The organism is Luteimonas notoginsengisoli, from assembly GCF_042648885.1.
In the GTDB taxonomy this organism is placed as follows: domain Bacteria; phylum Pseudomonadota; class Gammaproteobacteria; order Xanthomonadales; family Xanthomonadaceae; genus Luteimonas; species Luteimonas notoginsengisoli.
Genome location: NZ_JBHRYF010000001.1, coordinates 483,856 through 503,475 on the forward strand (window position 1 = coordinate 483,856; position 19,620 = coordinate 503,475).

General features: G+C 68.1%; 15 protein-coding genes. 12 read left to right on the forward strand and 3 right to left on the reverse strand.

Annotation, left to right across the window (positions count from 1 at the left end; translation table 11 throughout):
• Positions 1-68: 68 nt before the first annotated feature.
• From ACFOM9_RS02230 to ACFOM9_RS02250, 5 genes are all read left to right on the forward strand, one after another.
• Complete coding sequence (locus ACFOM9_RS02230) at positions 69-2,663, forward strand: bifunctional aspartate kinase/diaminopimelate decarboxylase (RefSeq protein WP_386705773.1); 2,595 nt, start codon at positions 69-71, stop codon at positions 2,661-2,663.
• The gene (locus ACFOM9_RS02235) at positions 2,660-3,166 is read left to right on the forward strand and encodes a hypothetical protein (protein ID WP_386705775.1); all 507 of its coding nucleotides are present in this window, start codon (positions 2,660-2,662) and stop codon (positions 3,164-3,166) included. Before ACFOM9_RS02230 ends, ACFOM9_RS02235 begins: the two co-directional genes overlap by 4 nt.
• Positions 3,163-4,653 (forward strand): UDP-N-acetyl-alpha-D-muramoyl-L-alanyl-L-glutamate epimerase, encoded by a 1,491-nt coding sequence (gene murL, locus ACFOM9_RS02240; protein ID WP_386705777.1) that lies wholly within the window; start codon positions 3,163-3,165, stop codon positions 4,651-4,653. The genes ACFOM9_RS02235 and murL overlap by 4 nt, the downstream gene beginning before the upstream one ends.
• The gene (murD, locus tag ACFOM9_RS02245; RefSeq protein ID WP_386705779.1) at positions 4,634-6,073 is read left to right on the forward strand and encodes a UDP-N-acetylmuramoyl-L-alanine--D-glutamate ligase; all 1,440 of its coding nucleotides are present in this window, start codon (positions 4,634-4,636) and stop codon (positions 6,071-6,073) included. Before murL ends, murD begins: the two co-directional genes overlap by 20 nt.
• A gap of 243 nt (positions 6,074-6,316) precedes the next feature.
• On the forward strand, positions 6,317-7,123 hold the full coding sequence (locus ACFOM9_RS02250; RefSeq protein ID WP_386705781.1) for a dienelactone hydrolase family protein: 807 nt from the start codon (positions 6,317-6,319) through the stop codon (positions 7,121-7,123).
• Positions 7,124-7,348: 225 nt separating this feature from the next.
• Here ACFOM9_RS02250 and ACFOM9_RS02255 read toward each other — a convergent pair whose 3' ends face one another.
• Both ACFOM9_RS02255 and mntP read right to left on the reverse strand, forming a co-directional pair.
• The gene (locus ACFOM9_RS02255; protein WP_386705783.1) at positions 7,349-8,344 is read right to left on the reverse strand and encodes a polyprenyl synthetase family protein; all 996 of its coding nucleotides are present in this window, start codon (positions 8,342-8,344) and stop codon (positions 7,349-7,351) included.
• Between the two features lie 69 nt (positions 8,345-8,413).
• Positions 8,414-8,998 carry a manganese efflux pump MntP gene (gene mntP, locus ACFOM9_RS02260; RefSeq protein ID WP_386705785.1) on the reverse strand — a complete coding sequence of 195 codons (585 nt, stop codon included), beginning with the start codon at positions 8,996-8,998 and terminating at the stop codon, positions 8,414-8,416.
• Positions 8,999-9,395: 397 nt separating this feature from the next.
• On the opposite strand from mntP, the gene ssb reads away from it, so the two are divergent.
• The 6 genes from ssb to ACFOM9_RS02290 all read left to right on the forward strand — a co-directional run bounded on the left by ssb (position 9,396) and on the right by ACFOM9_RS02290 (position 15,620).
• On the forward strand, positions 9,396-9,872 hold the full coding sequence (gene ssb, locus ACFOM9_RS02265) for a single-stranded DNA-binding protein (RefSeq protein ID WP_386705787.1): 477 nt from the start codon (positions 9,396-9,398) through the stop codon (positions 9,870-9,872).
• A 164-nt stretch (positions 9,873-10,036) separates the two neighbouring features.
• Positions 10,037-11,092 (forward strand): dTDP-glucose 4,6-dehydratase, encoded by a 1,056-nt coding sequence (gene rfbB / locus ACFOM9_RS02270; protein WP_386705789.1) that lies wholly within the window; start codon positions 10,037-10,039, stop codon positions 11,090-11,092.
• Positions 11,089-11,976 (forward strand): glucose-1-phosphate thymidylyltransferase RfbA, encoded by an 888-nt coding sequence (gene rfbA, locus ACFOM9_RS02275; RefSeq protein WP_386705791.1) that lies wholly within the window; start codon positions 11,089-11,091, stop codon positions 11,974-11,976. Before rfbB ends, rfbA begins: the two co-directional genes overlap by 4 nt.
• Positions 11,973-12,530: a dTDP-4-dehydrorhamnose 3,5-epimerase gene (gene rfbC / locus ACFOM9_RS02280; RefSeq protein WP_386705793.1), complete on the forward strand. Its 558-nt coding sequence runs from the start codon at positions 11,973-11,975 to the stop codon at positions 12,528-12,530. Before rfbA ends, rfbC begins: the two co-directional genes overlap by 4 nt.
• Positions 12,527-13,435, forward strand: a complete 909-nt coding sequence (gene rfbD / locus ACFOM9_RS02285) for a dTDP-4-dehydrorhamnose reductase (RefSeq protein ID WP_386705795.1) — start codon at positions 12,527-12,529, stop codon at positions 13,433-13,435. Before rfbC ends, rfbD begins: the two co-directional genes overlap by 4 nt.
• Before the next feature lie 217 nt (positions 13,436-13,652).
• Positions 13,653-15,620, forward strand: coding sequence for an alpha/beta hydrolase family protein (locus ACFOM9_RS02290; RefSeq protein ID WP_386707252.1), 1,968 nt, complete (start codon positions 13,653-13,655; stop codon positions 15,618-15,620).
• A gap of 41 nt (positions 15,621-15,661) precedes the next feature.
• Here the strand turns inward: ACFOM9_RS02290 and ACFOM9_RS02295 are convergent, their stop codons facing one another.
• Positions 15,662-17,428, reverse strand: coding sequence for a peptide MFS transporter (locus ACFOM9_RS02295; RefSeq protein ID WP_386705797.1), 1,767 nt, complete (start codon positions 17,426-17,428; stop codon positions 15,662-15,664).
• A 98-nt stretch (positions 17,429-17,526) separates the two neighbouring features.
• Here ACFOM9_RS02295 and ACFOM9_RS02300 point away from each other — a divergent pair, with 98 nt between their 5' ends.
• Positions 17,527-19,482 carry an OPT family oligopeptide transporter gene (locus ACFOM9_RS02300; protein ID WP_386705799.1) on the forward strand — a complete coding sequence of 652 codons (1,956 nt, stop codon included), beginning with the start codon at positions 17,527-17,529 and terminating at the stop codon, positions 19,480-19,482.
• Positions 19,483-19,620 lie beyond the last annotated feature (138 nt).

Here is a 19,620-nt window from a genome sequence, read left to right on the forward strand (position 1 = left end):
GTGCGCCGGCGACATCAAGCCCTAGAATCGCGTGTTCATGCCCGACGCGCGGGCGCGCAGCGACTTCGATGCCCAACAATTCCTCTTCCGATCGCTGGATCGTGCTCAAGTTCGGCGGCACCTCGGTGTCGCGCCGTCATCGCTGGGACACCATCGGCCGGCTGGCGAAACAGCGCGCCGACGACGAAGGCGCGCGCGTGCTGGTGGTGGTGTCCGCGCTGTCGGGCGTCACCAACGAACTGCAGGCGATCGCCGAGGGCGCGCAGGATAGCGCGGCCCGGATTGCCGCGCTGGTCGATCGGCACGAGGCGTTCGCGCGCGAACTCGACCTCGATCCGGCCATCGTCCTCGGCGAGCGCCTGGCCGGCCTGCGGGCGCTGGGCCACGACCCGCGCGCCGCCGCGCGCACGCTCGACTGGCAGGCCGAACTGCTGGGGCAGGGCGAACTGCTGTCGTCCTCGCTGGGCGCGGCCTACCTGCGCGCGCAGGGCCACGATTTCGGCTGGTGCGATGCGCGCGAGTGGCTCGACGCCGTTGCGCTGCCGAACCAGAACGCCTGGTCCACGCGCCTGTCGGTGTCGTGCCGGCGCGAGCCGGCCGACGGTTTCCACCAGCGGTTCCGCGAGCAGCCCGCGCGCATGTTGCTCACCCAGGGCTTCATCGCGCGGCACGCCGATGGCGGCACCGCGATCCTGGGTCGCGGCGGCTCCGATACCTCCGCTGCCTATTTCGGAGCGTTGCTGGGCGCGCAGCGGGTCGAGATCTGGACCGACGTGCCCGGACTGTTCAGCGCCAACCCGCGGGTCGTGCCGGACGCGCGCCTGTTGACGCGGCTGGACTATGCCGAGGCGCAGGAAATCGCCACCACCGGCGCCAAGGTGCTGCATCCGCGTTCGATCAAGCCCTGCCGCGACGCCGGCGTGCCGATGGCGATCCTCGATACCGAGCATCCGGAACGGCCGGGAACCCGCATCGACGGCGATGGCATCACCGTGCCGGGCGTCAAGGTCGTCAGCCGCCGCAACGGCATCGTCCTAGTGTCGATGGAAAGCGTCGGCATGTGGCAGCAGGTCGGTTTCCTCGCCGAGATCTTCGAGCTGTTCCGTCGCCATGGCCTCTCGGTCGACCTGATCGGGTCTTCGGAAACCAACGTCACCGTGTCGCTCGATCCGAGCGAGAACCTGGTGACCACCGACGTGCTCGCGGAGCTCTCCGAGGACCTGGCGAAGGTGTGCCGGGTGAAGGTCATCGCGCCGTGTGCGGCGATCACCCTGGTCGGGCGCGGCATGCGCTCGCTGCTGCACAAGCTCTCGGATGTGTGGGCGACGTTCGGCCAGGAGCGCGTGCACCTGATCTCGCAGTCGTCCAACGACCTCAACCTCACCTTCGTGATCGACGAGGCCGATGCCGACGGCCTGCTGCCGGTGCTGCATGCGGAGCTGATCGAAAGCGAGGCCATGCCGGTGCGCGACGCCAGCGTGTTCGGCCCCAGCTGGCAGGAGATCGAACACGGCCGCCCGGCGCGCGCGGTGCCGTGGTGGCGCGGCGAACGCGAGCGACTGCTCGAGTGCGCCGCCGAGGGCACGCCGGTGTACGCCTACCACCTGCCGACCCTGCGCGAGCGCGCGCGTTCGCTGCTCGACGTCGAGGCGATCGACCGCCGCTATTTCGCGATCAAGGCCAATCCGCATCCGGCGCTGCTGCGCGCGCTGGTGGCCGAGGGCTTCGGTCTGGAGTGCGTGTCGCTGGGCGAGCTCGAGCACGTGTTCGCGGTGTTGCCGGAGCTCGATCCGGCGCGGGTACTGTTCACCCCGAGCTTTGCGCCGCGTGGCGAGTACGAGGCCGCGTTCGCGTTCGGTGTCACGGTGACGCTGGACAACGTCGAGGCGCTGCGCAACTGGCCGGACACCTTCCGCGGCCGCGCGCTGTGGTTGCGGATCGACCTCGGCCGCGGCGATGGCCACCATGCCAAGGTGGTCACCGGCGGCGCGGCGTCGAAGTTCGGGCTGCCGCTGGGGGCTTTCGATGCCTTCGTGGCGGAAGCGCGCATGCTCGACGTGCGCATCGGCGGCATCCATGCCCACCTGGGCAGCGGCATCGTGACCCCGGCGCACTGGCGCGAGGTCTACGCCGAACTGGCCGGTTTCGCCGACAGCGTCGGCACGGTCGACACCATCGACATTGGCGGCGGCCTGCCGATCCCGTACAAGCCCGACGCGCATCCGTTCGACATCGCGGCCTGGGCGGCGGGCCTTGCCGAGATCAAGGCCGCCTATCCGCGCTATGCGCTGGCGGTCGAGCCGGGGCGCTATCTCGTCGCCGAGTGCGGCGTATTGCTGGCGCACGTGACCCAGGTGGTGGCGAAGCAGGGCATCCGCCGCGTCGGCCTGGATGCGGGCATGAACGCGTTGATGCGCCCGGCGCTGTACGAGGCTTACCACGGCATCCACAACCTGTCGCGGCTCGACGAGGAGGCGGACACCACGTTCGACGTGGTCGGGCCGATCTGCGAATCGGGCGACGTGCTCGGCGCGCAGCGCATGCTGCCGGCCGCGACGCGCGAAGGCGATGCGGTGCTGGTCGCCGATGCTGGCGCCTACGGGTTCGTCATGGCCAACCGCTACAACCTGCGCGCGCTGCCGCGCGAGGACGTGCTCGAATGACGCCGCGCAAGCGCCTGGCGTGGATCAGCGCGGCCGTGGCGGCTTCGCTGGCGCTGTTCGCCTACATCGCCATCGGGATGCTCAGCGGCGCCGGGCTGGCGTCCTGGCACCAGAACGCCCGCGCGTCGCTGAGCGTGGCGCCCGCCGCGGCGATGGCGGCCGGACTGGCGTCATGGTGGATCACCGCGTGGTGGCACAACGTCGACCGTGACGCGCGCAAGTGGACCGCGTTCGGACTGGCGCTGCGCACGGTGGCGCTCGCGTTCCTGATGTTCGCGCCGTTGGCGACGCTCTGGATGGGGCTGGTCGAAGGCGTGGCGCATCTGGCTTCGGGCGCCGCGGGCGACGTTCGCGCGGCATTGTCCTGGGTGCCGGCGATCGCGGTGTACGCGGTGCTGTTCGGACTGTTGCTGGGCGCAATGCCGGCGCTGTGCATCGAGTATTTCCTGTGCCGCCGCTTCCTGCGGCAGGCACGCGGCCTGGGTTTGGAGGGGGCGCGATGACGCCGTTCGACAGGGAGGCGGTACGCAGTTTCCGCTTCGTGCGCTGCGGGTTCGACGCTGGTACCGGCGTGGCGGAGCTGGTGTACGCGTTCGACGACGGCCCGGAAATGATCGAGGCGATCACCGTGCCCGGCGCGCCATTCGCGCTCGACGAGGCGCGTGCGCCGGCCGCGGAACAGGCGCTGCGGCTGCTGCACCTGATCGCTGGCGTGAGCTATTACAAGGCGGCGGTGCCGGAAGACATCCGGATCGATTCGTACGCGATCGATGCGGAGACCGCGGCGCTGCTGGAGGAGATCTATCTCAACGGGCTGGGCGAGTTCGCGTACCGCAACGGGTTCGACCTGCACGGCAGGATCCGCTTCCCGGCTTCGGACGCGCCTGCTTCAACGGATGCCGCTTCAAAGCCCTTCTCTTCGCTGGAAGAGCAGGGTGGGGATGGGGGTACTCACGGCTCGGGCGCATCCAACCCCAACCCTTCCTACGATGCGAACGGAGCCGGCACGCGCCACCACGCCCTTGTCGCCATCGGCGGCGGCAAGGACTCGCTGGTGTCGATCGAGGCCCTGCGCGCGGCGGGGGTCGAGCAGACCGTCACCTGGGTCGGCGGCTCGCAGCTGATCCGCGCCTGCGCGGAGCGCACCGGGCTGCCGACGCTCAACATCGGCCGCCAGTTGGCGCCAGAACTGTTCGAGTACAACCGCCAGGGCGCGTGGAACGGCCACATCCCGGTCACCGCGATCAATTCGGCGATCATGGTCTTCGCCGCGGTGCTGCTCGGCGCCGACCAGGTGGTGTTCTCCAACGAGCGGTCGGCCAGCTACGGCAGCCTGATCGTGTCGGATGATGGCCAGGACACCCGCGAGGTGAACCACCAGTGGTCGAAGGGCTGGGCGTTCGAGCGCGACTTCGGCGCCTACGTGCAGCGCAGGATCGCAGCCGACGCCGGATCGGGTTCGGGGCAGGTCCTGCACTACTACTCGCTGCTGCGCCCGCTCAGCGAGCTGGCGGTGGCGCGACAGTTCGCCCGGATCGATCGTTACGACGCCCATTTTTCCAGCTGCAACCGCAATTTCCACCTGCTCGGCGAACGTCCGGTCGGTCGCTGGTGCGGCGTCTGCCCGAAATGCCATTTCGTGTTCCTGGCGCTGGCGCCGTTCATGCCCAAGCCGCGACTGGTGGGCATCTTCGGCCGCAACCTGCTGGACGACCCGGAGCAGGTCGCCGGCTTCGACGCGCTGCTCGAGTACCAGGACCACAAGCCCTTCGAATGCGTTGGCGAAGGCCGCGAGTCGCGCGCGGCGATGGCCGCGCTGGCGCAGCGCCCGGAGTGGCGCGAAGACGCGATCGTGAAGCGCTTCGCGCGCGAGATCCTGCCGCAGCTGGACGCGTCGGAACTCGACATCGCGCCGCTGCTGGTGATCGACGACCAGCATCGGATCCCGGCGAAACTGTGGGAACGGCTGCGTGCGCATTTCGCAGCTTGAGGGCAAGAGCGTCGCGCTGTGGGGCTGGGGCCGCGAGGGGCGCGCGGCGTATCGCGCGCTGCGCGCTGGAAGCCCGAAGCCTGCGGCGGGCAGCCATCCAGCTGTCGAGCACCCGGATGCGCAGGCGCGGGCGACACTGCCGCTGACGTTGTTCTGCAGCGAGGGCGAGGTCGATCAGGCCAAGGCGCTTGGCGATCCGGCGCTGCGTGTGGAAACCGAAGCTTCCGCCGAACGCCTGGCGGCCTTCGACGTGGTGGTCAAGTCGCCGGGCATCAGCCCTTACCGGCCCGAAGCGGTGGCCGCGCGCGAACGGGGCACGGTCTTCATCGGCGGCACCGCGCTATGGTTCGCCGAGCGGTCCGAGGCGCGCACCGTGTGCGTCACCGGCACCAAGGGCAAGAGCACCACTACCGCGCTGCTGGCGCACCTGCTGCGCGCCGGCGGACACCGCACCGCGCTGTGCGGAAACATCGGCCTGCCGCTGCTGGAACTGCTCGACGACGACGCCGAGCTGTGGGCGATCGAGTTGTCGAGCTACCAGACACGCGACGTGGCGGCCAGCGGTGTGCGTCCGCACATCGCGGTGGTGACCAACGTGTTCCCTGAGCACCTGGACTGGCACGGCAGCGAGCAGCGCTACGTCGAGGACAAGCTGGCGTTGCTCACCGACGCCCGGCCGCGCATCGCCGTGCTCAATGCCGGGGATCCGCGGCTGGCCGCGCTTTCGCTGCCCGAAAGCGACGTGCGCTGGTTCGGCCGCGGCGATGGCTGGCACATGCGCGGCGACGCGCTGCATCGCGGCGATGCTTTGGTGCTCGACACCCGCGACGTTCCCGTCCCGGGCCGCCACAACCGCGGCAACCTGTGCGCAGTGCTGACAGCGATCGATGCGCTCGGCTTCGATGGCGCGGCGCTGGCGATGCACGCGGCCTCGTTTCGGCCGCTGCCGCATCGGCTGCAGTCGCTGGGCACGCGGGACGGCATCACTTACGTCAACGATTCGATCAGCACCACGCCGCATGCGAGCCTGGCCGCGCTCGACGTGTTCCGTGACCGCCGCGTCGCCCTGCTTGCCGGCGGGCATGATCGCGGGCTGGACTGGTCGGGATTCGCCGAGGCGATGAAACGCCGCGCCCCGCTCGCGATCGTGACGATGGGTCAGAACGGCAGGCGGATCCATGAGCTGATGGCGCCTGTCGCCCGCACGGCGGGTTTCGCGCTGACCGAGGCGACGGACCTGGGCAGCGCGATCGACCAGGCGCGCGCGGAACTGGGCGATGACGGCGTGGTCCTGCTCTCACCCGGCGCGCCGAGCTTCGGCCCGTATCGCGACTACACCGAGCGCGGGCGACACTTCGCTGAACTGGCGGGATTCGACCCGGCCCAGATCAGTGGCATTCCGGGGCTTGGGATCGCCTGAGCCATCGTGCGGGAACGCTTTTCCCGCGGACGCGTCAGCCGTGAGCTCTGCCCGGCTCTTTGCGTTGGGGTTGGGAGGTCGGAAGACATGCCCACGTTTCGAATGACCCCGCAGCTCTCCTCGACCCACTCCCGCGTCCGCAGGAGAGGAGAAAATCCTGCGATTCTGCCGAACGCTGGCCCGTTCACCGCGACCGGCTGCCGCCGGCGTAGGCTTGCGGGCACCCCTCCACCGGAGAGCGCCATGACACCGTTTCGTTCCCGCATTCCGCGTCGCGTCGCCCTGCTGCTGGCGCTGTTGCCGCTGTCCGCATCCGTCCTCGCCGCGATGCAGTCCAGGCCGGTGGAATGGAGCGTCGGCGACCAGGCGTTCAGCGGCGTGCTGGTGTACGACGATGCCTCGTCGGATCCGCGTCCGGGACTGGTGATGGTGCCGGACTGGATGGGCGTGACGGACGCTGCGGTCGCGCAGGCCCACGACGTGGCGGGCGACGACTACGTGATCCTCGTCGCCGACATGTATGGCAAAGGCGTGCGGCCGCGCAACAGCGACGAGGCACAGGCGCAGGTAAAGACGCTCTATGCCGACCCCGCCGCGATGCGCGCGCGCGCTGCGAAAGCGGTGGAAGTCTTGAAGGCGCAGGCCGGCAAGTCGCCGCTCGATGCGAGCCGGATCGGCGCGTTCGGCTACTGCTTCGGCGGCTCTTCGGTACTTGAACTGGCGCGCAGCGGCGCACAGCTGGCCGGCATCGTCACCTTCCATGGCGGGCTGTCGACGACGACGCCGGCGAAACCCGACGCGGTGCAAACCCCGCTGCTGGTGCTCAACGGAGCCGACGATCGTGGCACCGCACCGGATATCGCGGGCTTCGAGAAGGAAATGGACGCCGCCGGCGCCGACTGGACCTTCGTCAACTTCAGCGGCGCGGTGCACTGCTTCGCGTTGAAGGCGGCCAATCGTCCGCCGGGCTGCGTCTACGACCCGCGCGCGGCGAAGCGCGCCTACCGGATGATGGAAGGCTTCTTCGAAGAGCGTTTCGGCGAGGATTGAACGGCGCCTTCACTGGCCAGGCCTCTGGAAAGGCACGGCACCCGTGATGCAGGCTCGTGGGAACGCGCTGGCCGCGACGGATGTCAGCGGCGTCGAACGCCGATGCAGCGCGCTGGTCGACGTCACCGGTATCCCGCGTCCCAATGCCAGCATGTTCGACCGACCAACCGGCACGCCGGCTGACCGACCGACAACGATACCGGCCGGCCGGCGAACTGCGATCCCTCAGTGGTCGCGCTCGATGGCGTAGCGCGCCAGGCCGCGCAGCGCGGCCACCGCTTCGTTGTCTTCAAGGCCGTCCAGCGCGCGTTCCGCAGCTTCGGCGTATTCGACGGCGCGCGCGCGGCTGTAGTCGAGGCTGCCCTGGGCGCGAATCGCGGCGATCGCCTCGGGAAGCGCATCGATGTCGCCCTGTTCGATGATCGCCCGCAGCCGCTGCCGGGTGGCGGCATCGGAGTGCGCCATCGCGTGGATCAGCGGCAGCGTGGCCTTGCCCTCGGCGAGGTCGTCGCCCAGGTGCTTGCCGAGCGCGGCCTCGTCGGCGCTGTAGTCGAGCACGTCGTCGGCGATCTGGAAGGCGTGGCCCAGGGCGAGGCCGTAGTCCTCCATCCGCTGCCGGGTCGCGGCGTCGGCGCCGGCGAGCAGGGCGCCGAGCTGGGTGGCTGCAGCGAACAGCACCGCGGTCTTGCGCTCGATCACGCGCAGGTAGGCCGCTTCGTCCACGTCCGGGTTGCGCACGTGCAGCAGCTGCAGGACCTCGCCCTCGGCGATGCGGTTGGTGGTGTCGGCGAGGATCCGCTGCACGTCCATCGAGTCGAGTTCGACCATCAGCTGGAAGCTGCGCGAGTACAGGAAATCGCCGACCAGCACGCTGGCCGCGTTGCCCCACACCGCGTTGGCGGTCTGGCGGCCGCGGCGCAGGTCGGATTCGTCGACCACGTCGTCGTGGAGCAGGGTGGAGGTATGGATGAACTCGACCACGGCGGCGAGCTGGTGGGCATCCGCGCCCTGGTGCCCGAGCGCGCGCGCGGCCAGCAGCAGCAGCATCGGACGCAGCCGCTTGCCGCCCGCGGCGACGATGTGCTCGGCGACCTGGTTGATCAGCACCACGTCCGAAGCCAGCCGGCGGCGGATCAGCGCGTCGACGGACGCCATGTCGGCGGACGCGAAGTGCTGGATGGCGGGCAGGGCGGGGATTTGCAGGCTTGCGGGAGCAGACATGCCGGGTCCGGCGTGGGAAAGGCGCGATTATAGGGAGCAATGGCTGTACGCAGATGTCGCCGCGTCGCGCTACATGCCGGGGATGCCGGCCGCGCCGCCCAGGTGTTCGTACAGGATCGCCAGCCCGATCAGGATCAGCAGCACGCCGCCACCGAGTTCCGCCCGCTTGCCCGCCAGCCGTCCGAGGCTGCGACCGAGCATGATGCCCAGCGTCACCATCACCAGCGTGGTGAGGCCGATCACGACCGCGACGACCGCGATTTCCGCGTCCAGGAACGCGAGTCCCACGCCGACCGCCATCGCATCGATGCTGGTGGCCAGGCCCGTCGTGGCCAGCGCCCAGAATCCATGGCGCCGCGGCGCGTCTTCATCGTCGTCGTGCGGTCGCAGCCCGGCGTGGATCATGTGCGCGCCGAGCGCGGCCAGCAGTGCGAATGCGATCCAGTGGTCCCAGGCGGTGATGTAACGCGAAGCCGCGCTGCCCAGCGCCCAGCCGACGACCGGGGTCAGCCCTTCGATGGTGCCGAAGATCAGGCCGGCGCGCAGCGCTTCGGGCAGGCGCGGGTTGCGCATCGCCGCGCCCTTGCCGACCGCGGCGGCAAACGCGTCCGTCGACATGGCGATGCCGATCAGGAAAATCGAAAAGGGGGACATCGGGACTCGGGATCGGGCTTGGCGACGACGGCACGCCGGCGCGCCCAACCTTCGTGGCGCCGGAAGCCGATGGTCTCGCCAACCAGTCATGGCTGCCCGCGCCACGGCACGTTGCGGTGCCGAGCATGTTGACGCGGGCGCTTCCGGCGGGGCCGGAGGCAGGCTACTCCCCAAGGGGGCGGCGAGGATAACACGTCAGCGGGCCACGGCCGTCGGGGTTTCCTGACCGCATTTTCAGGTTGCCCGCGCCCTGGCGTGGACCGTACGGTGGCTGCGGGCGCGGCGATCGGGCCGGCCCGGTATCATGCACGGGCAATCATTCGGCGCCCGCCCACGGACCTGCGCAGGGGCGCAGGCGACGGCGCAGATCCCCATACAGAACCCAACGAGGTCATCCATGGCACGCGGCATCAACAAGGCCATCCTGGTCGGCAATCTCGGCAACGACCCGGAAATCAAGTACACCCAGGGTGGCATGGCCATTACCAAGGTCAGCCTGGCGACGACCAGCGTCCGCAAGGATCGCGACGGCAACCAGCAGGAAAGCACCCAGTGGCACCGGGTGACCTTCTTCGGCAAGCTCGGCGAGATCGCCGGCGAATACCTGCGCAAGGGTTCGCAGGTGTATGTCGAAGGCGAGATCCGCTACAGCGAACACACCGGCGACGACGGCCAGAAGCGCTACTACACCGACATCATCGCCAACGAGATGCAGATGCTCGGCGGCCGTGGTGAAGGTGGCGGTGGCGGCGGCGGCGAACGCATGTCGCGCCCGCGCCAGGAATCGTCCGCCCCGCCGCAGCGGCAGGCTCCGCAGCGCCAGTCGGCGCCGCCGCCGGCGGACGATTTTTCGGATGACGACATTCCGTTCTGAGAATGGCGAATTGGCCGTTGGTGCCCGCTGTGCGCGGGGATGCCGCTCTCGACGGCCAGCGCCGCGGCTCTGCCAACCTCTAGTTCCGTCGGCCAGACCATCGCGGCGCGGTTCGGCCGATATCATTTCATTTACCAGCTATCCCATCCCGAGGAGTCTCTGACGTGCCAACCTGGCTTGTTACCGGCGGAGCCGGCTTCATTGGCGGCAATTTCGTGCTGCAGGCTGCCGCAAACGGTGTGCGCATCGTCAATCTCGATGCGCTGACCTATGCCGGCAACCTCGACACGCTGTCTTCGCTGCAGGGCAACGCCGGCCACGTCTTCGTCCATGGCGACATCGGCGACCGCAAGCTGGTCGACAGGCTTCTGGCCGAGCACCGACCCGAAGCGGTGGTCAACTTCGCCGCCGAGAGCCATGTCGACCGCTCGATCGATGGACCGGGCGAGTTCATCCAGACCAACGTCGTGGGCACGCTAGCGCTGCTGGAGGCTTCCCGCGATTACTGGAAGGCGCTCGAGGGCGATGCGAAGGAAGCCTTCCGCTTCCTGCACGTCTCCACCGACGAGGTCTACGGGTCGCTCGGCGAGACCGGCAAGTTCGTCGAAACCACGCCATACGCACCCAATTCGCCCTATTCGGCATCGAAGGCGGCATCGGACCACCTGGTGCGCGCCTTCCACCACACCTACGGGTTGCCGGTGCTGACCACCAACTGCTCGAACAACTATGGCCCGTACCAGTTCCCCGAGAAGCTCATCCCGCTGGTGATCGCCAAGGCGATCGCAGGCGAGCCGTTGCCGATCTATGGTGACGGCATGAACGTGCGCGACTGGCTCTACGTGGGCGACCACTGCGCCGCGATCCGCGCCGTGCTCGAGCGTGGCCGCGTTGGTGAAACCTACAACGTCGGCGGCGACGCCGAGCGCCCGAACATCGAGGTGGTGAACACCATCTGCGCGCTGCTCGACGAGCGGCGCCCGCGAACGGACGGCGAGCCGCGCAATTCCCAGATCACCTATGTCCGGGATCGCCCCGGTCACGACCGCCGCTATGCGATCGACGCGTCGAAGCTGAAATCGGAGCTCGGCTGGTCGCCCGCGCACAGCTTCGAGCAGGGCATCGCCGACACTGTGGACTGGTATCTGGACAACCAGCCCTGGGTGCAGCGCGTGCTCGATGGCAGCTACCGGTTGGAACGCATCGGGAGCGCGACATGACCGCGCGCCGCGGTATCATCCTGGCCGGTGGTTCGGGCACGCGCCTGTATCCCATCACCCAGTCGATCAGCAAGCAGCTGCTGCCGGTCTACGACAAGCCGATGATCTATTACCCGCTCAGCGTGCTGATGCTCGCGGGCATTCGCGAAGTGCTGATCATCAACACGCCGCACGAGCAGGCGCTGTTCAAGGATTTGCTGGGCGATGGTTCGCAATGGGGCATGCGGATCGAGTATGCGATACAACCGAGTCCAGACGGGCTGGCCCAGGCCTACCTGATCGGCCGCGAATTCGTCGATGGCAAACCGAGTTGCCTGGTGCTGGGAGACAACATCTTTCACGGCCCGGGCCTTACCGCGCTGCTCAAGCGCGCCGACCAGCGCGAAGAAGGCGCGACGGTGTTCGGCTATTGGGTCCGCGATCCGGAGCGCTATGGCGTAGCCGAGTTCGACGACAGCGGCAAGGTGGTGGGTCTCGAAGAAAAGCCGATGGAACCGCGTTCGAACTATGCCGTTACCGGGCTGTACTTCTACGATGGGCGGGCCAGCGACTTCGCCGCCGGGCTCAAGCCGTCGGCGCGCGGCGAACTCGAGATCACCGACCTCAATCGTTGCTATCTGGAGGGGGGCAACCTGCATCTGGAGCAACTGGGGCGCGGTTACGCCTGGCTCGATACCGGCACGCACCGCTCGCTGCTGGAAGCGTCGAACTACATCGAAACCATCGAGGCACGCCAGGGCCTGCGCGTGTGTTGCCCCGAGGAGATCGCGTTCCACAGCGGCTGGATCGACGCCGCACAGCTGCGGGCCTTGGCCAAGCCGCTGATCAAGAATGGTTATGGGCAATACCTGCTGGACCTGATCGATCGCGGATACGTGCCATGAAGCTGACCGAGACCAGGTTGCCAGGCTGCGTGGTGATCGAGCCGCAGGTGTTTGGCGATTCACGCGGCCAGTTCTTCGAATCCTTCAATTGCGACAAGCTCGCCGCGCATGGTCTCACGCCGAATTTCGTCCAGGGCAACGTGTCCACCTCGACGCGCGGCGTGCTCCGCGGGCTGCACTACCAATGGCCGAAGCCGCAAGGCAAGTATGTATCGGTGCTCGACGGCGAGGTCTGGGATGTCGCAGTCGACATTCGCCGCGGCTCGCCGACCTACGGGAAATGGGAGGCCGTGCTGCTGAGCGGCGAGAACCGGCTGCACTTCTGGATTCCGGAAGGTTTTGCGCACGGTTTCGCGGTGCTCAGCGAGCGGGCGACCTTCACCTACCTGTGCACGCAGACCTACGACCGCGACGCCGATGCGGGCATTCGCTGGAACGATCCGGCGCTGGCGATCGACTGGCCGGTCGCCGAGCCGATACTGTCGGACAAGGACATGCGCGCGCCGCTGCTTGCCGACATCGCCGACGACCGGTTGCCGGTTTACGCGGCTTGAAGATCCTGCTGCTCGGTGGCAACGGCCAGGTCGGCGTTGAGCTGCGTCGCAGCCTTGCGCCGCTTGGCGAGCTCGTGGTCGCAACGCGCAACGGGCTGCTCGAGGACGGCTCCGCGTGCGAGACCGCAAACTTCGATCGTCCGCAGGAGGCCGCGACCCTTGTCGATCTCGTGGCACCCGACGTGGTCGTCAATGCCGCTGCCTACACAGCGGTGGACCGCGCGGAAACAGAGCCTGACGCAGCGCTGCGTGCCAACGCACTGGCGCCTACCGCCATCGCCGCGGCTTGCGCAGCGCGCGATGCACTGCTCGTCCATTATTCGACAGACTACGTCTTCGACGGCAGCTCGACGCGGCCCTATCGCGAAGACGATCCAACTTCGCCGCTGGGCGTCTACGGCGCAACCAAGCTGGCAGGCGAAGCGGCGATCCGCGACAGCGGCGCACGCTACATGATCTTCCGCACGTCGTGGGTCTATGCCGCGCATGGCCGTAATTTCGTGCTGACGATGCTGCGCCTCGCCGCCGAACGCGACGAGTTGCGCGTGGTCGCAGACCAGGTCGGCAGCCCGACGTCGGCGGCGCATATCGCCGACACCACGGCGGCGATCCTGGCGCGGCACGGGCGCTCCACCGGCCTGTGGCACCTGACCTGTACCGGCCAGACCAGCTGGCACGGCTTCGCCGAAGCGATCATGGCCGGCGCGGTCGAGCGCGGGTTGCTCCACAAGGCGCCGCGGGTAATGCCGATTTCCACCAGCGATTACCCCACGCCTGCCGTGCGCCCCGCATTCTCGGTCCTGGACAACGCTCGCGTGAAGCGCGATTTCGGCCTGCACGGGGTCCATTGGGCGGATGCGCTCGCGCGGGTGCTGGATACGCTGGCCGCTGACGTCGGCGCCTGATTGGCGGCAGGCCAGTTGCGGCATGCCGCAAATTGCGGCCGTAAGGCGAGGCGAGGCGGAACATTCTCGCCAATGTGGTGTCGTCCGGTATCATCGAAAGACGCGTCGCAGTTGGATCGCGGCGCGAACGCAGGACCGGGCAATCCGGCTTGCGAAATCCGATGGCGGGTCGCTGGGGAGCGGTCCGCGGGTATCGACACAGACGGGCAGGGAACACATGGGGAAGGCAAGCTGGCTGGTGCTGCTGTTCGCGTGGGCGACCACCGTGTCCGCGCAGGTCGACGTCGGGCCGTATGTCAGGAAGGACAATTTCCAGACCATCGAGATCTCTCCTGATGGCAGGTATCTCGCGGCGACGGTGCCGAAGGAAGACCGGACCGGTGTCGTGGTCCTCCAGCGCAGCGACCTGAAAGTCACCGCGAGCTTCGCGCTTGGCAAGAACAGCCATATCGACCGCGTCTGGTGGGTGAACCCGGAGCGCCTGCTGATCGCCATGTCCGAGAAGATGGGCCTGTTGGCGATGCCGCAGCCCACCGGAGAGCTCTATGCCCTGAATGCCGATGGCAGCGATCCGGAGATCCTCGTGGGCCAGCGCGTGGTCGGCGAGGAGACGGGAAGCCTGATCAGCAGCAAGAAGCGCGAGAAGGTCGCCGCGTTCATGGTGGACAGCCTGCGCGACGACGACCGCGGTGCCATCGTTTCGGTCTGGCCATTCAACTCGGACCAGTACACGCGCGCAGAACGGCTGGATGTCTACTCGGGTCGACGCACGGTGATGGTGCGCGCGCCGGTGCAGAACGCGGATTTCGTCACCGATGCCACGGGCGAAGTCCGCTTTACCCACGGCGCCGGAAATGACAACGCCAACAAGCTGTACTACCGCGACGGGCGTGGCGGCGAATGGCGGCTCGTCAACGACGAAAACGCGACCCATCGCCGCGAGTGGCCGCTGGGCTTTTCCAGCGACGGAAAGCTGGCCTACCTGCAGTCCGAACAGGAGCAGGGACCGGATGCGGTGGTCGTGTTCGATCCTGAAAGCGGCGAGCGCAAGCCGGTGCTGCGCGACGAGGTCGTGGACCCATCGTCCGTGCTCTACGCCGTCGATGCCAGCTCGCCGATCGGGGTGGTGTACCGCGGCGCGCGCAGTCGCACGGCTTTCTTCGACGAGCAATCCGCCGATGCGTTGCTGCACCGCAAGCTCGAGGCGGCATTCCCGGGGCAGGCCGTCTTCATCACCTCGCGTACCAGCGACGGAGGCTTGGCGCTGGTCGAAGTTTCCAGCGACCGCAACCCGGGCGACTTCTATGTCTTCGACACGCGCGCTGGTACGGCCGCCTATCTGCTCAGCCGCGGCGACTGGTTCGACCGGGCCAAGATGGCGCCAACGCGTGGCATCGAGCTCGTCGCGCGCGACGGCCTCCGGCTGCACGGCGTCCTGACCACGCCCGCGGGCGCCGAACCCAAGGCGCTGCCGATGGTCGTCCTGCCGCACGGCGGCCCCTTCGGGATCTTCGAGACCAACGCCTTCGATACCGAGGGGCAGTTGCTGGCCAAGGCCGGCTACGCGGTCCTTCGGCTCGACTTCCGCGGTTCGGGAAACCATGGGCGCGCGTTCCAGCAGGCCGGCGCGCTCGAATGGGGCGCCAAGATGCAGGACGACCTGACCGACGCCACGCGTTGGGCGATCGCCCAGGGCATCGCCGACCCGGACCGAATCTGCATCTACGGTGCGAGCTACGGTGGGTACGCGGCACTGATGGGCGCGGCGAGGGAGCCGGCTCTGTATCGCTGCGCGGCGGGCTACGTGGGTGTCTACGACTTGCCTTTGATGACGTCCACCAATCGCCGCAAGGGAAAGTCGGTGGCCACCTTCAGCGACGAATGGGTGGGCACGGATGCGGCCGCCCTGGCGGCTACCTCGCCCAGCCGGCTGGCGGACAGGATCGACGTGCCGGTGTTCCTCGCCGCCGGAGGCGAGGACGAAATCGCACCGATCGAACACAGCCGCAAGATGGAAGCGGCACTCAAGGCCGCGGGCACGCCGGTCGAGTCGCTCTACTACCCGGAGGAGGGGCATGGGTTTTACATCCAGGCCCATCGGGCGGAGTTCTACCAGCGCCTGCTGGCGTTCCTGGATCGGAACATCGGAAGCGGTCGTGTGCCGCCGCGGGCAGCAGTCGACTGAGGTGACGGAGCAGCGGACACATCGCCGCCTCCACTGCGCGCCTATTTCACCCCGTGCATCATCCGTCTCAGTAACGGCGCGGCGATGAACGCGACCACCGCGCAGCCCAGGCCGATCCACATCATCAGCCAGAACAGGTGGGCGTACTTGGCCGACGCTGCGGCGATGTCCATGACTTCGCCCTCCGGCACGTCGATCGCGGCGAGCTTGCCGAACAGCGCGGCCAGCGTTTCCGAGAACGCGGTGGCGAGGAACCAGGTGCCCATCATCAGGCTCACCACGCGGGGGACTGCGAGCTGGGTGACCGCGGACAGTCCCACGGGCGACAGGCACATCTCGCCGATCTCGAGCACGAGGTAGGCAAGCACCAGCCACCACACGCTGGCCATCTGCCCGGTCATGCCGACCTGCTGCGCCGCCCATGCCAGCGGGATGAACGACAACCCGGCGAACACCAGCCCCCACGCCGATTTCACCGGCTTCGACGGATCCAGCCCGCGGCGGTCCAGCCAGGCCCATAAAGCGGCGAAGATCGGCGCCAGCAGCACCAGGAACAGGGCACCGAGATAGGTCAGCGAGCCGGCGGTCTGCGGCAGGACCACGCAGTCGCGTACCAGCAGCACCAGCATCAGCGCGACCACCGCAATGAACAGGGTGCGCGGCGCATTCGATGCCGCGTCGCGGTCCGACATCCGCGCAGCCACCACGAACGACAGCGGTGCTAGAAGCAAGGACGCGATCGACCACGGCAGCGGCGTGCCCCCGGTAATGACCAGCGATGGCGCAACGTCCTTGGTCAGCATCCGGTCGGTGAAGGTCACCCACGAGCCATACGTCTGCTCGTACAGGGTGAAGAACACCAGCGCCATGAAGATCAGCACCATCAGCGCGATCATCTGCTGCCGCTGCACAGGTGGGCAGCGGGTGCCGGTGAACCAGGCGAACCACAGCAACACCACGCCCAGCACCACGATCATCAGCATCAGCGCCAGTGACACCTCGCCGCCGAGCGCGAACGCCCCCGAACCGGCGGCCCACATCAGCCAGGCGACCGGTAGCACGCCGGCGATGGCGAGCGCGTAGATCAGCCATTCGCGCGGCACGCCCGCGACCCGCTCGCGCAGGGTATGCGGCGCCGACGGTTCGGCGTGGCCGTGCAGGTACTTCTGCCCCCACAGGAACATGCCAAGGCCCACCAGCATGCCGATGCCCGCGGCGCCGAAGCCGTACTTCCAGCCGTAGACCTCGCCCAGGAAGCCGCACACCAGCGAGGCGAACAGCGCGCCCAGGTTGATGCCGGCATAGAACAGCGAAAAGCCCGAGTCGCGGCGCGGATCGTTGTCGGCGTACAGCTTGCCGACGATGGTGGAGATGTTCGGCTTGAGGAAGCCGACGCCCATGATGATCAGCGCCAGCGACAGGTAGGTGATGCGCAACGCACCTTCGTCGCGCACGACCTGGCCGCCGACGTTCACCGCCGCGTGGCCTTCGAACGCCATCCCCAGATGGCCCAGGCACAGCAGGATGCCGCCGAACACCACCGCCTTGCGCATGCCCAGCCAGCGGTCGGCGAGCACGCCGCCGATCACCGGGATGCAGTAGACCAGGCCGCCGTAGGCGCCGAGCAGGTCGAGCCCGGGACCGTCGCCGAACAGGTGGTACTTGGTCAGGTACAGCAGCAGCAGCGCCTTCATTCCGTAGAACGAGAAGCGCTCCCACATCTCGGTGAAGAAGCAGACGTAGACGCCCTTGGGGTGGCCGAGGAAGTCCCCGCCGGCCGGGATCGGGCTCGCGATGCTGGCGGTCACGTGCTGCTCCGTATGGAATGCGCGCGAGTATAGCGGCGCACTGGACTTGCCCCGGGGCAGCGATTAGCGTGTGGGGCTTTCGTGCACAGGGGTCGAAGATGAACAAGCCGGCGACACGGCAACTCACGGTGCGGGCGGTCCTGCTCGCGGTCATCCTGGCGATGATCCTGGCCGCGGCCAATGCCTACCTCGGCCTGTTCGCCGGCCTGACCATCGCCACTGCGATCCCGGCGGCGGTCGTGTCGATGGGCGTGCTGCGCCTGCTCGGCGGCGGCACGATCCTGGAAAACAACATCGTGCAGACCGGCGCCTCGGCCGGCTCGTCGATCGCCGCGGGCGTCATCTTCACCATCCCGGCGCTGATCATTCTGGGCTACTGGCAGGACTTCCGCTATTCATGGGTGCTGGCGATCGCCGGCCTCGGCGGCCTGCTTGGCGTGCTGTTCTCGGTGCCGCTGCGGCGCACGATGATCGTCGAGGACCCGCTGCCGTTCCCCGAAGGCAAGGCTGCGGCCGAAGTGCTCAAGGCCGGCGACAATCCCGGTCCCGGGCTGAAGATCCTGGCGCTGTCGGGCGTGATCGGTGCGGTGGTCAAGCTGGCGGCCGCCAGCGGGCTGCGCATGATCCCCGATGCCGCGATCGGCGGCGGCTTCATTGGCAAGTACCTGGGCTACATGGGCACCGGGCTGTCGCCGGCGCTGCTGGGCGTGGGCTACATCGTCGGCCTCAACGTCGGCATCGTGGTGGTGTCGGGCAGCATCCTGTCGTTCAACATCGCGATCCCGATCTACCACGCGTTCTTCCTCGGCAGCGATCCGGCGCTTGCCGCTTCGATCGCCGGCGCCAGCGCGGTGGACGCCGCGGGCGCGATCTGGTCGGCGAAGATCCGCTACCTCGGCGTCGGCACGATGCTGATCGGCGGCGTGTGGACGCTGTTCTCCCTGCGCAAGTCGCTCGCCTCGGGCATCAAGAGCGGTTTTGCCGCGGCGCGCAAAGGCACCGGCAAGATCGTCGCCGAGACCGAGCGCGACCTGCCGATGAAGTGGATGCTGGTGGCGCTGGTGGCCTTCGTGGTGCCGCTGGGCCTGCTGTACCAGGCGATCGTCGACCAGTGGATGGTCAGCATTCCGATGACGATCATCATGATCGTCGCCGGCTTCCTGTTCGTGTCGGTGTCGGCCTATCTCGCCGGCCTCGTGGGTTCGTCCAACAATCCCGTGTCCGGCATCACCATCGCCACCATCCTGTTCGCCTCGGTGGTGCTGGTCCTGCTGCTCGGTGGCGACTCGAAGATCGGTGCGGTCGCCGCGATCATGATCGGCGCGGTGGTGTGCTGCGCGGCGGCGGTCGGCGGCGACAACCTGCAGGACCTGAAGGCCGGCTACATCGTCGGCGCCACGCCGTGGAAACAGCAGCTGATGCTGGCGATCGGCGCCTTCTCGTGCGCATTGATCATGGCGCCGGTGCTGAACCTGCTGGCGCAGGCCTACGGCATCGGTGCGCCGACGGCCGAACACCCCAATCCACTCTCCGCGCCGCAGGCCACGCTGATGGCTTCGGTGGCCAACGGCATGTTCGGCGGCAAGCTCCCGTGGACCATGATCGCGATCGGTGCCGGCATTGGCGCGGTGGTGATCGCGCTGGACGAGTGGCTGAAGTCGCGCAAGTCGAGCTTCCGCGTGCCGGTCCTCGCGGCCGCCATCGGCATCTACCTGCCGCTGGAGCTGATGGTCCCGATCTTCCTGGGCGGCCTGCTGTCGTACTTCGTGGAGCGCCGCAAGCAGCTCAAGGCCGGCGACGAAGACATGCGCGACCGCATCCACCGCCCGGGCACGCTGTTCTCGGCGGGCCTGATCACCGGCGAGGCGCTGATGGGCATCGCGATCGCGGTGCCGATCGTGGTGAGCGAGCGCGCCGACGTGCTCGCATTGCCGGAACAGCTCCAGTTCGGCCAGCTGGTCGGGCTGGCGGTGCTGGTGGTGGTGGGCTGGCTGCTTTATCGCAGCGGCGCGAAATCCAACGCGCTGGGCGACGCCGAACCCGGCCCGATGTAAGCCGTCTTCAAGCCACTCCATTGGAGGAGCTGCCGGGTGTCAGGAAGCTATGCCTGGGAAACCGCGCCCCTGGTGGAAGGGGCTTCGCCGGGATCCAGGCAGATCCCACCTCCAGTCCTTTCCGCGAGGGAAGGAGAC